Here is a 13,228-nt window from a genome sequence, read left to right as displayed (position 1 = left end):
CGGGCGACCGTAGGACCGCCGCCGGGTCCGCGTCGTCACCCCGCGGTGCCGTCCCGGCGTCACCTCCCGGTAGGGGGTGGCCCCGCCACCGCCGGGGCAGACTGGACGCGTGCCGCTCCACCTGCCGCCGTCGAAGGCCGCGCCACCGCCCGCGCCGCTGCAGCACGACGACCGGGTGCCCGTCCTCGTGGGCACGCTGGCGTGGGCGCTGGCCCTGGTCGCGGGCCTCGCCGTGCCCGCGCTGCGCGAGGCGGGGCGGGGGAACTGGCTGGGCGCGTGCGTGGCCGGGCTCGCGCTCGGTCTCGTCGGTGGGCTGGTCGTCGCGCGCCGGCGGCGCCGGCACGCGGGGGAGCGCGCCGACCCCGACGACCCGCTGCTGCACCGGGGCTGACCCCCGCTCGTCGCGGGGGCCGGGTCACAGGCCGGGCAGCTCCGACGCCAGGACGGCGTCGGCCGACGCCGCGTCCGGCGCCAGCAGCACCGCCGCCGCGGCCCGCCGCAGCGCCCAGCGCCCCGCCGCGTGGGCGAGGCCGTCGGCCGCGGCGGCCTCGTCCCGGGCCAGGACCACCGCGTCCGGGCCGGACCCCAGCACCCACACCGGCACCGGCCGCCCGTCGACCGCCAGGTCGCCCACCCGCTGCCAGGTGCGCGGGGCGCCCGGCAGCAGCGCCGCCAGCGCCCCCGGCACCTCGTGCGGCTCGCCGCCCGTGCGCGAGGGCTCCCCGTCGGCGCGGTCGGAGGCCAGGTCGAGGTCGAGGACGTCGGCCACCCTCGCGGCGGCGGCCGCCGGCACCAGCAGCCGGGGTCCGAGCCGGGTCAGCTGCGCCCACAGCGGGTCGTCGGGCACGACGACCTCCTCCGCCGGGACCGTCACCGTCGAGAGCCCGGACCCCTCCAGCACCCGCAGCCGCTCCGGCGGCGGCGCGGGCGGCAGCTCGTCCGCGTGCACGGCCAGCAGCGACCACACCGCCAGCAGGTCCGCCGGCGGCACGGGGCCGCGCGCACCGGCCAGCGCCCCGAGCAGCGGCAGCACGTCCGCCGGCCCGGCGTCCGCCGGCGCGTCGAGCACCCCGAGGGCGCGGCGCACCGGCGCGGGCAGGTCCGCCGTCCACGGCGGCGCCGCCGGCAGCCACGCGGGCGACGCGGCCGAGCGGCTGACCGGCGGCACCGGGCCGCGGCGCCGCAGCCACCACGCCGCGTGCGGCTCGCGCGCGCGCCCGCCCGCCCGCCAGGGCTGCGTCAGCGCCTCGACGCCCGCGGGCGAGGCGGCCAGCGCGGCCACGACCTCCGGCCAGGCGTCCACGACGAGGTCGAGGTCGCGCACCACGGCGACGTCCTCCAGCACCGTGCCCGGCTCGGCGTCCAGGACGTCGCCCCACACCTCGTCGGCGTAGGCGCCCAGGCCGTCCAGGCCCGCCGCGGGGTCGTCCGCGTCGTCGGGGTCGCCGGCGCCGCCGTCGGGGTCGTCGCCCGCCGGGTCGAGGACCGGCAGGTGCACCGCGGCCGGCGCGCGCAGGACCCCCACCGCCCGCAGCACGTCCGGGCCCCACCGCGCCAGCAGGTCGGCGTCGACCACGGCGACGGCCGCCGGGTCCAGCGCCCGCTCGGCCAGCGTGCCGGGCAGCACGAGGGCGCTCGCGGGGGCCAGCTCGTCGTCGGCGTCCGGCAGCGCCAGGTCGCCGAGGGCGGGCAGGTCCCGGGCCAGCTCCTCCGCGCGCTCCGCCGCGCCCGGGCCGGTGCCGACGGCGGCGGCCACGACCGCCAGCACCGCGTCGGCCACCGCGTCCGGGTCCTCGGCGTCGGGGGAGTCGCTCACCGCGGCCACCACCGCCGGGTCGGTCAGCAGGACGCGGGCCCCGCCCGCGCGCGCGCCGAGCCGCTCCAGCAGCTCCGCCCCGGCGCCGGCCGCGGCGTCCGGGTGCACGAGCCGCAGCCCGTACCCGGCGAGCACGCCCGCCGCGTCCTCCAAGGCCTCCAGCTCGTCGGGGTCCTCCGGCGCCGGACCGGGCAGCAGCAGCCCGCGCGGGCCGTGCACGAGGCGGCCGTCCAGCAGCGGCACCGGCAGCGCGCCCATCGCCTCGCGGGCGGCCAGGTCCCCGGCCAGCGGCAGCAGCGCCGCGTACAGGGCCCGCCAGCCGGCCGGGGTGCGTCCCGGCGGCAGCGACTCCAGGGCGTCGGCCAGCGTCAGCCGCGCCACGCCCAGCTCGCCCAGCAGCCGGTCCAGCGCGCGCGGCGCGGCCACCAGGCCCGCCAGCGACGGCGCCAGCGCGGCCAGCAGGACGGGGTCGTCGGCCCCCGGGCCCGTCAGCGCGACGGCACCGGCGGGGCGCAGCAGCAGCGGCGCGACGGGCCCGCCGGGCTCACCGGCGCCCTCCTCCACGGCTCGCAGCAGCGGCGCCGTGCGCGCCCGCTCCAGGACCCGCTCGCGCAGCTGCGCGTCCACCCGCCCCGCGGCCGCCCCGAAGGGCAGCAGCGCCAGGGCGTCGGCGCCCGCCACGCCCTCCGCGGCCCGCTCGACGAGCAGGTCCACGTACGCGGCGGCCGCCGCGTCCAGCACGGCGTCGGTGGCCGGCCCCGGCGCCACCCGGCGCCGGTCCGGGCCCAGCGGCAGCGTCGCCACCAGCAGCGCCGGCCACGGCAGCTCGTCGTCGGTGGGCGTCGGCGCGTGCACCACACCCGGGGGGCGGGCGCCGGAGCCCTCGCGGGGCAGGGCCCAGGCGACGTCGAAGCGCAGCCGGGTGCGCTCCTCCACCCCGCGCCCGGCGAGCGCCGCGCCCTCGTGCCGGCCCGTGCGGCGCAGCAGGTGCCAGCGGGCGGCGGCGTCGGCCAGGTGCCGCGCGGGCGCGCCGGGGCGCTCCACGACGACCTCGGCCAGCGCGGGCAGCGCGACGAGCAGCACGTCGTCGCAGGCGTCGAGCAGCTCCTCGGCCGCGCGCCGGGCCGCGGGATCCCGCAGCGGCAGGACCACGACGGTGTCGAACCCCTCCGGAGGGAGGTCCGCCCCGGGGTCGGCGGGGAAGGGCAGGCGCAGCGCGGGCACGTGCCCGCCCCGCCGGGCGACCTCGCCGGCCAGCGCGCCGCCCGCCGCCAGCGCGGCCTCCCGGGTCAGGTCCCGGGAGAAGCGGACCCCGCCGGCGCGCGAGCGCACCGACGGCTCGTCGCTGACGGCCAGGACGGCGGAGAAGCCGACGCCGAAGCGGCCGACCGTCCCGTCCGCGCCGTCGCCCCCGCCGCCCTTGGCGGAGGCGCGCAGCGTGGCCAGCCCCTCGACACCCGCGGCGTCCAGCGGCGCGCCGGTGTTCGCGGCCAGCAGAGTGCCGGGACCGCCGGCGGGGTCGTCGAGCAGGCGCAGCAGCAGCCGCCCGGGCGCGCCCGCGGCCAGGGCCGCGTCGGCGGCGTTCTGCGCCAGCTCCACGACCAGCCGGTCGCGGTAGGCGCCGAGGGCGGCGTCCTCCTCGGCGTTGGCGTCCTCGCGGAAGCGGGCCGGCGAGGCCGACCAGGCGGTGAGGACGCGCTCGCGGTGGGCAGCGGTGCCGAACGGGTCGCCGGCCCGGGCGGCCGGGCCGGCGCCCTCAGCGACCGTCGCCGCCGTCCGCGTCGTCCGGAGCGTCGTCCGTGACGGCGCCCGGCGCCGTGTCCGCGGTGACCTCCGGCACGTCCGCGGTGCCCGCGACCTCGGGCGCCTCGGCGGGCTCGTCGGGGCGGACGAGCTCCAGGTCGCCGTCCAGGTCGTCCACGACCGGCGGGGCCGGCGCGACGGCCTCCACCTCGACGTCGGTCTCGCTGTGCGCGCCGCAGCCGTGGTCGGCGCTGACGACGCGCGCGTCGTCGGGGGACCACTCGTTGGCGCACACGCCGAAGACCTGCCGCATCGAGCCGGCCAGCGCCAGGAAGTACCCGCAGGTGGAGCACTGCGCCTTGGCGTGCTCGGCGGTCTCGCTGCGCGGGCCGCGGTCGCCCTCGTACCAGCGGGTGGCGGCCTCGTCGCGCCCGGCGCGGTTCAGGACGCGCTCGCGGCCCAGGCCCAGCTCCCACAGCGCCAGCTCGTCCGCCTCGGAGGCGGCGACCTGCTCGCCGACGACCTCGTAGCCGGGGTCCAGCAGGGGGTCGTCCGCCTTGCGCGGCAGCGTGTCGTGCGGGCCGACGTCGCCCGGGGCGATCCGCTCGGCCCACGGCAGCCACGTCGGCGGGCGCAGCGCGTCCTCGCCCGGCAGCAGGCACACCTCGCTGACCGTGACGTTCCGCGCACGGGAGGCGCGGGTGACGGTGACGCTCCACTGCCAGCCGCGGTAGCCGGGCAGGGCGCACGCGAAGGTGTGGGTGACGATCCGGTCGCCCTCGGCCACCGCGCCGAGGTGCTCGCCGACGGTGCCGGGGTCGGCGACCTCCTCCGCGGCGGCGCGGGCCAGGTCGACCGCACCGGCCGCCGCGGCGTCCAGCGCGGGCTTGCGCGCGCGCCGGGCCCGGGCGGTGGTCGTGCCGCTGGGTGTGGTGGCGGTGTCCTCGCCGGGCAGCGTCACGCGCCGGCCTCGAGGTCGTCGGCGACGGCGCGCAGGACGGTGGCGACCTTGCGGGCGCCGCCGCGCTCGGGGTAGCGGCCGCGGCGCAGCGAGCCGGAGACCCCGTCGAGGAGCTTGATGAGGTCCTCGACGATCACGACCATGTCCTCGGGCTGCTTGCGCGTGGCGCGGGCCACCGAGGGCAGCGGGTCCAGCAGCCGCACGGACAGCGCCTGCGTGCCCCGCTCGCCCTGCACGACACCGAACTCGACGCGACTGCCCTTGGTGAGGGTCGCCGTCCCGGCGGGCAGCGCGGAGGCGTGCACGAACACCTCGCCGCCGTCCTCGGCGGCGAGGAAGCCGAAACCCTTCTCGGCGTCGAACCACTTGACCTTGCCAGTGGGCACAGGAACCTTCTCGTCCGTCATCGTCGGTGCTCGTCGTGGGTGCGGGCGCCCGCGGGCGCCGCGCCCTCCAGGCTAACGGCGCCCGGGCTCCCGGCCTTCCCCGCTCGTCCTGTCGCGCACGTGCCCCGCCAGCCAGGTGGGGAAGTCGGCCAGCGAGCCGAGGACGACGTCGGCGCCCGCGGCGCGCAGGGCCTCCGCGTCGTGCGCGCCGGTCGGGACGACGACGGCGACGGCGCCGGCCACCCGGGCGGCGGCCACGTCGCCGGGGTGGTCGCCGACGTAGGCGGTGGCGCCCTCGGCGCGCAGCCGCACGCCCTTGGCCTCGGCGAACAGGTCGCCGGCCACGTCGTCCGGGCCCACGGCGGCCGCCAGGCCGGTCGCCGCGAGCACCCGGTGCACGTTCGGGGCGTGCTTGGCGCTGACGACGAGGCTGCGCCCGCCGTGCGCGGCGGGGGCGGCCAGCGCCTCGGCCGCGCCCGGGAAGGCGCGCACCGAGGCCACCCCCAGTTCCGGGTACAGCTCGCGGTAGCGCTCCTGCACGGCGGCCAGCTCGTCCTCGCCGAGGCCGGGCGCCAGGCCGGCGAGGATGCGCTCCAGCGGCATCCCGTGCCAGGGCCAGGTGTCCTCCGCGCTGACCTCGACCCCCGCCTCGCCCAGCGCGGCCCGCAGCGTGGCGGTGATGCCGTCGCTGGAGTCCACGAGGGTCATGTCGAGGTCGAAGCCGACCACGGGGCCGGCGGGGTGGGCGGGCTCCTGGGGCACCCGGCGAGCCTAAGCGGCTCGGCGTCCCACCCCGGGGGCCGGGCGTGATCACCTGGTGGGACGCTGCCCCCGGAGCGGTTGCGGGGCCGGTGGGCCTGCGCGAGGGTCGCCGGTGGCGACCCGTGCGGTCCGGCGCCCCAGCGCGCTCCGCCGCACGTCCGCCAGGACGACGTCAGGGACGAGGAGAAGAGCACACACATGGCCGACTACGCGCTGCCGGACCTTCCCTACGACTACTCCGCGCTCGAGCCGCACATCTCCGGCGCGATCATGGAGCTGCACCACGACAAGCACCACGCCACCTACGTGGCGGGGGCGAACACCGCGCTGGAGAAGCTCGCCGAGGCGCGCTCGAAGGACGACCTGTCCGCGGTGAACCTGCACGAGAAGAACCTCGCGTTCAACCTCGGCGGGCACGTCAACCACTCGGTGTTCTGGCCGAACATGTCCCCGGACGGCGGCGACAAGCCGACCGGCGAGCTGGCCGCGGCCATCGACGAGCACTTCGGCTCCTTCGAGGGCTTCCAGAAGCACTTCGCCGCCACGGCGCTGGGCATCCAGGGCTCCGGCTGGTCGATCCTCGCCTGGGACTCGGTGGGGCAGAAGCTGCTCAACGTCCAGCTGTACGACCAGCAGTCCAACCTGGCGCTCGGCCTGGTGCCGCTGCTGATGCTGGACATGTGGGAGCACGCGTTCTACCTGGACTACAAGAACGTCAAGCCCGACTACGTCAAGGCGTGGTGGAACGTGGCCAACTGGGCCGACGTGGCGCGCCGCTTCGAGGCGGCCCGCACGCAGACCGCGGGGCTCATCGTCCCCTGACCCCAGCGGGTCGACCCAGCTCCACGCTGTCCCGCGACGGGCGGTCCGGTCACCCGGGCCGCCCGTCGCCGTTCCCGTCGTCCCCGCCGCTGCCCGAGCCGCTGCCCGCGCGGCGCGGCCGCAGCCGCAGGTGGGCGCGCTCGCCCTGGCGGCCGAAGAGGCTGAGGAACTCCACGCCGCGCTCGTCGGCGGCGCCGAACCAGTGCGGCGTGCGGCAGTCGAACTCCGCGGCCTCGCCCGGGCCGAGCACGACGTCGTGCTCGCCCAGGACGACCCGCAGCCGACCGTCCAGCACGTACAGCCACTCGTAGCCCTCGTGGGTCTTCCCCTCCGGCGCCTGCGGCGACGTGCCCGCGCGCCGGCCGGGCAGCACGTGCTTGTACGCCTGCATCCCGCCCGCGCGCCGGGTCAGCGGGATGACGGTCTGCCCCCAGCCGGGCCGGGTCACCGGGCGCAGGTTGACGCGCGGGTCCCCCGTGGGCGGGGCGCCGACGAGGTCGTCGACGCTCACGTCGTGGGCGCGGGCCAGCCGCAGCACCAGCTCCAGCGTCGGGCGCCGCCCCCCGGACTCCAGGCGCGACAGCGTGCTCACCGAGATGCCCGTCGCGGCCGAGACCTCGCGCAGGGTGCGCCCGCGCCGCTGGCGCACCTCCCGCAGCCGCCCGCCGACCGCCGCCAGGACGGCGTCCAGGTCGTCGTCCGGCTCGTCCCCGGGGTTCCCGCCGCGGTCCGCCACGACGACGAGCCTGCCCCCGCCCGGTGGGCGGCCGCGCACCGGGTCCACAGTGTCCGCCGTGCCCGAGTCCGTCGTGCCCGACGCCCCCCGCCCGCCGCAGGGCCCCGTCGCCCGCCCCGCGCTGACCCGCCCGCTGCTGCTGCTGATGGCCGTGGCCACCGGCCTGACCGTGGGCGGCAACTACGTCAACCAGCCGCTGCTGGACACCCTCGCCGCCGAGCTCGGCGTCAGCCAGGGCGCCGCCGCGGTCTCCGTCACCGTCGCGCAGGTCAGCTACGGGGTCGGGCTGCTGCTCGTCGTGCCGCTGGGCGACCTGCTGGAGCGCCGGCGGCTGCTGACGACGCTGACCCTGCTCGCCGCGGCCGGGCACGTGCTGTGCGCGGTGGCGCCCGGGTTCGGCTGGTTCCTCGCCGGCACCGCGATCGCCGGGGTGTTCTCGGTGGCCGCGCAGGTGCTCGTCCCGTTCGTCGCGGAGCTGGCCGCGCCGGGGCAGGCGGGCCGCGCGGTGGGCACGGTGATGAGCGGGCTGCTGATCGGCGCGCTGCTGGCGCGCAGCGTGTCCGGGGCGCTGGCGGACCTGGGCGGCTGGCACCTGCCGTACGCGGTGGTCGCCGCCGGGCTGGTGCTGCTGGCGGTGGCGCTGCGCGCGCGGCTGCCGGTCAGCGTGCCGGAGCGGGTGGGCGGCTACGCGGCCACGCTGCGCTCGACCGCGCGCATCGTGCGCGAGGAGCCGCGGCTGCGCAGCCGCGCCCTGCTGGGCTCGGTGGGGTTCGCGGCGGTGTCGGTGCTGTTCGCCACCATGACGTTCCTGCTGGCCGGCCCGGCGTTCGGTCTGAGCGACGCGCAGATCGGGCTCGTCGGCCTGGCCGGGGTGCTGGGGGCGCTGGCCGCCACGGTCGCCGGCCGGATGGCCGACGCGGGCCGCAGCCAGCTGGCCACGGCCCTGGGGGCGGCGCTGCTCGTGCTGACGTGGCTGCTGCTGGGCGCCGCGGGCGGCGCGTGGACGGCGCTGGGCACGTCGCTGGTGCTGTTCGTGGTCGGCTTCGCGCTGTCGGACCTGGCCCTGCAGACCGTGCACATCTCGAACCAGAACATCGTCTTCGCCCTGCGGCCGCAGGCGCGGGCGCGCGTGAACTCCGCCTACATGACGGCCTACTTCGCCGGCGGGGCGCTCGGCTCGGTCGCCGGGTCGCTGGCCTGGGCGGCCGGAGGCTGGCCGGCGGTGAGCGCGACGGGGGCCGCGCTGGGCGTCGTGGCGCTCGTGCTGTGGCTGCTCGACGTGCGCCTGGAGCGGCGCGCGCGGGCGGGCGGGACGGGTCTCAGCGCCGCCCGCGCCGCGTCCTGAGGACCGCACCGACCCCGGCGAGCACGACGACGACGGCGGCGAGGACGCCGACGAGCACGCCCGTGCCGCTCCCGCCCAGCCCGGCGGCCGGGTCGGCGCTCACGGGCTCGTCGGCGGGCGTCTCGGCGGGGCTCTCGGCGGGGGCCTCGGCCGCGGGGCTGTCGGCGGCCGGCTCGGTCGCGGTGCTCTCCGCCAGCGCCCCGGTCGCCTCGAAGGTGAACGAGCCGGAGACCGGGTGCCCGTCGGAGGACGTGACGCGCCACTGCACCTCGTAGGTGCCGGCGGGCCGCTCGGCGCCCAGCGACTGGCTCACGGTGCTGTCCACGATGCGCGGCTCGCCGCTGGAGACGAGCCCCCCGGGACCGGTGACCTCGACCTGCGTGCCCAGCGCGAGCGGCGTCTCCGACATCCGCAGGTCGACGGTGTCGGGGGCGGTGCCCACGACGTCCCCGTCGGCGGGGGAGGAGCTGACGAGCCGGTCGTGCGCGAGCGCGGGGGCGGCGAGCGCGACCGGTGCGGCGAGCCCGAGCGCCAGGGCTGCGGTGAGCGCGGCGGACCGCGACGCGCGGGGACGGCGGAGGGGCGGGCGGGAGCTCGGACGGCACGGCACCCGGCCACTGTAGGCGGGGGTCCGGACGTCACCGGCACCCGCCTACGACGCCGTGTCGGAGTCGGTCGGCTCGCCGGGAGGACCCGCGCAGTGGTGGCGCCGGGCAACGTCTCGGTCCGGTCACGGCGCCTTGACGCCACGCGCTGTACCGGTTTGAGTGCAATCGGTCGTCATTCGGATCGAGCGACGCCCGTCCCCGTCGCCCCTCCGTGGAGGATCCCGTGGTCCGCGCCCACCGTCCCGCCCCGCGCCGCACCCCGCTGCGGCTCGTGCTCGCCGCGGGGACCGCCGCGGTGCTGTCCCTGACGGGCGCCGGCACCGCCGGGGCCGCCCCCGTGGACCCGCCCGCCGCCCCCGAGGCGCGTCCTGGCGGGTGGGAGGCCGGTGGCTACGTCGTCACGCTGGCCGGGGACCCGCTGGCCGAGCTGGACACCGCCACGCCCGGGCGCCCGCTCCTGCGCTCGGCGCCCGCCGGTGTCGACGTCAGCGGCGAGGCCGCCCGCCAGCACCGCGCCCGGCTGCTGGAGGAGCAGACCTCCGTGGCCGAGGTCGCCGGCGTCGTGCCCACGCAGAGCTACACCGTCGCCCTCAACGGCTTCGCCGCCGACCTGACCGCCGAGCAGGCCGCCGAGCTGGCCGCCACCGACGGCGTCGTGTCCGTCGTGCCCGACACCCGCCGCCAGCTGCACACCACCGGCACCCCCGACTTCCTCGGCCTCACGGGCGAGGACGGCGCGTGGGAGGCCGTCGGCGGCGTCGAGGAGGCCGGAGCCGGGGTCGTGGTCGCCGACCTGGACACCGGCGTGTGGCCCGAGCACCCCTCCCTGGCCGGACAGCCGCTGGCCGACGCGCCCGACCCCGACGCGCCCGGGACCGCCCACCGCACCGCCGGCGGCGAGATCCGGGTGGAGAAGTCCGACGGGGGCGTCTTCACCGGCCGCTGCGAGACGGGCGAGGGCTGGACCGCCGACGACTGCACCACCAAGATCGTCGGGGCGCGCGCCTTCGCGCAGGGGTTCCTGGCCGCCGCCGGCGACGCGGGCCTGGCCGAGGGGGAGTACTTCTCCGCCCGCGACAGCGACGGGCACGGCACCCACACCACCACCACGGCCGCCGGCCTCGCCGGCGTCAGCGCCACGATCGACGGCCGCGAGTACGGCGAGGCGTCCGGGGCGGCGCCCGCCGCCGCCGTCGCCGCGTACAAGGTGTGCTGGACCAGCGGGGACGGCGACAGCGGCTGCCAGACCTCCGACCTGGTCGCCGCCATCGACGCCGCGGTCGCCGACAACGTCGACGTCATCAACTTCTCCATCGGCTCCGGCACGCCGGCCACGACCGTGAACGACCCGGTGGAGCTGGCGTTCCTGTCCGCGGCCTCCGCCGGGATCTTCGTGGCCGCCTCGGCGGGCAACAGCGGCCCCGGCACCTCCACCCTCGACCACGCCAGCCCGTGGATCACCACGGTCGCCGCGTCCACGGCCGTCCCGCGCGAGGGCACCGTCGTCCTGGGCGACGGCAGCTCCTTCGTGGGCGCCCGCCTCGTGCAGGAGCCGCTGCCGCGCACCCGCGCCGTCCTCGGCTCCGCCGTCGCCGCCGCCGGGCGCACCGCCGCCGACGCGCAGCTGTGCCGCCCCGGCAGCCTCGACCCCGCCCGCGCCGCCGGGCGCGTGGTGGTCTGCGACCGCGGCGTCGACGCCCGCGTCGACAAGTCCGCCGAGGTCGCCCGCGCCGGCGGGGTCGGGGTCGTCCTGGTCAACCCGACGCCGAACAGCACCGACCCCGACGCGCACGTCCTGCCGACCGTCCACCTGGACACCCCGGCCGGGGACGCCGTGAAGGCCTACGTGGCGGCCCGTCCCGCGGCCACCGTGCGCTTCGAGCCCGGCAACACCACCGGCACCCCGACCGCGACGCCGCAGGCCGCCGGCTTCTCCTCCCGCGGGCCGACCCTGGCCGCCGGGGGCGACGTCCTCAAGCCCGACCTGGCCGCCCCCGGTGTCGGGATCGTCGCCGGCACGTCCCCGGACGCCTCGCGGGACGACCTGTTCGCCGCCCAGTCCGGCACCTCGATGTCCGCCCCGCACGTCGCCGGCCTGGCCGCCCTGCTCCTCGGCGTCCACCCCGACTGGTCGCCGATGGCGGTCAAGTCCGCCCTGATGACCACCGCCCGCGACCTCGTGGACGCCGACGGCGAGCCCGCCGGCGACCCGTTCGCCGGCGGCGCCGGCCTCGTCGACCCGACCGCGGCCCTCGACCCGGGCCTGGTCTACGACTCCACCCCGCGCGACTGGGTCGCCTTCCTCGAGGGCACCGGCGTGCGCACCGGCACCGGCGTGCCCGCCGTCGCGCCCAGCGAGCTGAACACGCCCTCCATCGCGGTCGGGGCCCTGGCCGGCCGCCGGACCGTCACCAGGTCGGTGACGGCCGTCACCGGCGGCCTGTACCTGGCCACCGCCGACGTGCCGGGCTTCGACGTGGAGGTCTCCCCGAGCGTCCTGTACGTCAGCGAGGGCCAGACCGTCCGCTTCCGCGTGACGTTCACCCGCGAGGACGCGCCGCTGGAGGAGTGGGCGACCGGCTCGCTGGAGTGGCGCGGGGCCGGCACGGCGGTGCGCTCGCCGCTCGCCGTGCGGCCCGTGGCGGTCATCGCCCCGCGCGAGGTGCGCGCCGCGCACGGCGACGGCACCGCCGCCGTCGAGGTGGTCCCCGGCCGCACCGGCGACCTGGACGTCACCACGGCCGGGCTCGTCGCGGGCCGCGCGGACACCGGCCAGGTCCGCGCCGGGCAGACGCGCGAGCACCGCGTGCGGGTGCCCGAGGGCACCAGCCTCGTCCGCTTCGACCTGCTCTCGCGCTCGCCCGGCGCCGACCTGGACCTGTACGTGTCCCGGGTCGTCCGCGGGAACCAGCGCGAGGACGCGGGGGCGTCGGCCTCGCCCGCCGGCGACGAGCGCGTGGACCTCGTCGACCCGGAGCCGGGCACCTACGTCGTCGAGGTCGACGGGTACGCCACCGCGCCGGGCGAGCGCACCGCCGCCTACGAGCACACCTCCTTCGTCGTGGGCGGGACCGGCGACCTCGTCGTCGAGCCCGACCCGGTGCCCGTGCGCGCCGGGACCGCCACCACCGTCACCGCCCGCTGGGGCGCCCTCGACGAGCGCCGGCGCTACCTGGGCTGGATCGGCTGGGAGGGCGCGCGCCAGCGCACCGTCGTCGCGGTCGGCTGAGGTGCCGCCGCGGGGCGGGTGGCAGAGTGGCCCCGTGGTCGGACCCGGTGAGGAGCAGCCCCAGACGTCGTTCGGCGCGGTCGGGTCCGTCGTGGCGGGCGTGGTCGGCCTGGCCCTGTCGGCGGTGTTCTTCCCCGCCGGCATCGTCCTGGGCGTCCTCGGGGTCGCCGTGTCGTGGCGGGCGCTGACCGTCCGCCCGCCGGACCGCGCCTGGTGGACGGCGGGGCTGGTGCTGTGCGGCCTGGCGCTGGTGGCGTCGCTGATCGGCGCGGCGGCGGTCCTGCCCCGTGGCTGAGGCGGGGACGGGGGACGCGCCGCTGGTGCTGACCGCGGCGCTCGACGCCGAGGACGCCGAGCGGCTGGACGCGCTGCGGCGCGAGCACTTCCCCGCGCACCGCAACGAGCTCGCCGCGCACGTCACCCTGTTCCACGCCCTGCCCGGCGAGCGGCTGGGCGAGGTCCTGGACGACCTGCGCTCGGCGTGCCGGCGGCCGGGCTTCGACGTGCCCGTGACGGGTGTGCGGTCCCTGGGCCGCGGCGCGGCCCTCGTCCTGGAGCCGGGGGAGCTGGCGCGGCTGCGCGGCGAGCTGGCCCGCCGCTGGCAGCCGTGGCTGACCCGCCAGGACGCGCAGGGGTTCCGCCCGCACGTGACGGTGCAGAACTTCGTCGACCCGGCGGTGGCGCGCACCACCGTCGCGGACCTGTCGGCCTCCTTCGCGCCGTTCGCGGTGCGGGCGGTCGGGGTGGACGTGCACCGCTACCTCGGCGGGCCGTGGGAGCACCTGCACCGCGAGGAGTTCGACGCCCCGGCCTGACCCGG

The 13,228-nt window shown here is 78.9% G+C and carries 12 protein-coding genes; 6 read left to right on the top strand and 6 right to left on the bottom strand.

The genetic code is table 11. From position 1 onward, the window contains the following. Window positions 1–109: 109 nt before the first annotated feature. Window positions 110–391, top strand: coding sequence for a DUF2530 domain-containing protein (locus tag ACRYMY_RS04455; RefSeq protein WP_432546063.1), 282 nt, complete (start codon window positions 110–112; stop codon window positions 389–391). Window positions 392–415: 24 nt separating this feature from the next. Here ACRYMY_RS04455 and ACRYMY_RS04450 read toward each other — a convergent pair whose 3' ends face one another. The 4 genes from ACRYMY_RS04450 to ACRYMY_RS04435 form a co-directional block, all read right to left on the bottom strand. Further along, window positions 416–3,415: a sacsin N-terminal ATP-binding-like domain-containing protein gene (locus ACRYMY_RS04450; protein WP_432546062.1), complete on the bottom strand. Its 3,000-nt coding sequence runs from the start codon at window positions 3,413–3,415 to the stop codon at window positions 416–418. Window positions 3,416–3,572: 157 nt separating this feature from the next. Beyond that, window positions 3,573–4,520 carry a DUF3027 domain-containing protein gene (locus tag ACRYMY_RS04445; RefSeq protein WP_432546061.1) on the bottom strand — a complete coding sequence of 316 codons (948 nt, stop codon included), beginning with the start codon at window positions 4,518–4,520 and terminating at the stop codon, window positions 3,573–3,575. Then, window positions 4,517–4,906 carry a cold-shock protein gene (locus ACRYMY_RS04440; RefSeq protein ID WP_369052396.1) on the bottom strand — a complete coding sequence of 130 codons (390 nt, stop codon included), beginning with the start codon at window positions 4,904–4,906 and terminating at the stop codon, window positions 4,517–4,519. The genes ACRYMY_RS04445 and ACRYMY_RS04440 overlap by 4 nt, the downstream gene beginning before the upstream one ends. A gap of 72 nt (window positions 4,907–4,978) precedes the next feature. Further along, entirely contained in the window at window positions 4,979–5,668 is a 690-nt protein-coding gene (locus tag ACRYMY_RS04435; protein WP_432546060.1) for an HAD family hydrolase, read from the bottom strand. A 198-nt stretch (window positions 5,669–5,866) separates the two neighbouring features. Between ACRYMY_RS04435 and ACRYMY_RS04430 the strand changes: the two genes are divergently transcribed. After that, window positions 5,867–6,490: a superoxide dismutase gene (locus tag ACRYMY_RS04430; protein WP_432546059.1), complete on the top strand. Its 624-nt coding sequence runs from the start codon at window positions 5,867–5,869 to the stop codon at window positions 6,488–6,490. Window positions 6,491–6,539: 49 nt separating this feature from the next. On the opposite strand, the gene ACRYMY_RS04425 is transcribed toward ACRYMY_RS04430, so the two are convergent. After that, a complete protein-coding gene (locus ACRYMY_RS04425; protein ID WP_432546058.1) occupies window positions 6,540–7,226 on the bottom strand; it encodes a helix-turn-helix domain-containing protein in 687 nt (228 codons plus the stop codon). A gap of 145 nt (window positions 7,227–7,371) precedes the next feature. On the opposite strand from ACRYMY_RS04425, the gene ACRYMY_RS04420 reads away from it, so the two are divergent. Then, window positions 7,372–8,571 carry an MFS transporter gene (locus ACRYMY_RS04420; protein ID WP_432546107.1) on the top strand — a complete coding sequence of 400 codons (1,200 nt, stop codon included), beginning with the start codon at window positions 7,372–7,374 and terminating at the stop codon, window positions 8,569–8,571. Here the strand turns inward: ACRYMY_RS04420 and ACRYMY_RS04415 are convergent. After that, complete coding sequence (locus ACRYMY_RS04415; protein ID WP_432546057.1) at window positions 8,546–9,181, bottom strand: copper resistance CopC family protein; 636 nt, start codon at window positions 9,179–9,181, stop codon at window positions 8,546–8,548. The two genes, ACRYMY_RS04420 and ACRYMY_RS04415, sit on opposite strands and share 26 nt — an antisense overlap. 221 nt (window positions 9,182–9,402) lie before the next feature. Between ACRYMY_RS04415 and ACRYMY_RS04410 the strand changes: the two genes are divergently transcribed. Genes ACRYMY_RS04410 through ACRYMY_RS04400 form a run of 3 tightly spaced genes read left to right on the top strand, consistent with a single transcriptional unit; the run spans window position 9,403 to window position 13,223 of the window. Beyond that, entirely contained in the window at window positions 9,403–12,408 is a 3,006-nt protein-coding gene (locus tag ACRYMY_RS04410; RefSeq protein WP_432546056.1) for a S8 family serine peptidase, read from the top strand. Window positions 12,409–12,442: 34 nt separating this feature from the next. Further along, window positions 12,443–12,703 carry a hypothetical protein gene (locus ACRYMY_RS04405; RefSeq protein ID WP_432546055.1) on the top strand — a complete coding sequence of 87 codons (261 nt, stop codon included), beginning with the start codon at window positions 12,443–12,445 and terminating at the stop codon, window positions 12,701–12,703. Continuing rightward, window positions 12,696–13,223 (top strand): 2'-5' RNA ligase family protein, encoded by a 528-nt coding sequence (locus tag ACRYMY_RS04400; protein WP_432546054.1) that lies wholly within the window; start codon window positions 12,696–12,698, stop codon window positions 13,221–13,223. The genes ACRYMY_RS04405 and ACRYMY_RS04400 overlap by 8 nt, the downstream gene beginning before the upstream one ends. Window positions 13,224–13,228: the final 5 nt, after the last annotated feature.

Origin of the sequence: Kineococcus haloalkalitolerans (assembly GCF_050871905.1) — a bacterium.
Taxonomy (GTDB): Bacteria; Actinomycetota; Actinomycetes; order Actinomycetales; family Kineococcaceae; genus Kineococcus.
This window is presented reverse-complemented; position numbering and strand designations above follow the sequence as displayed.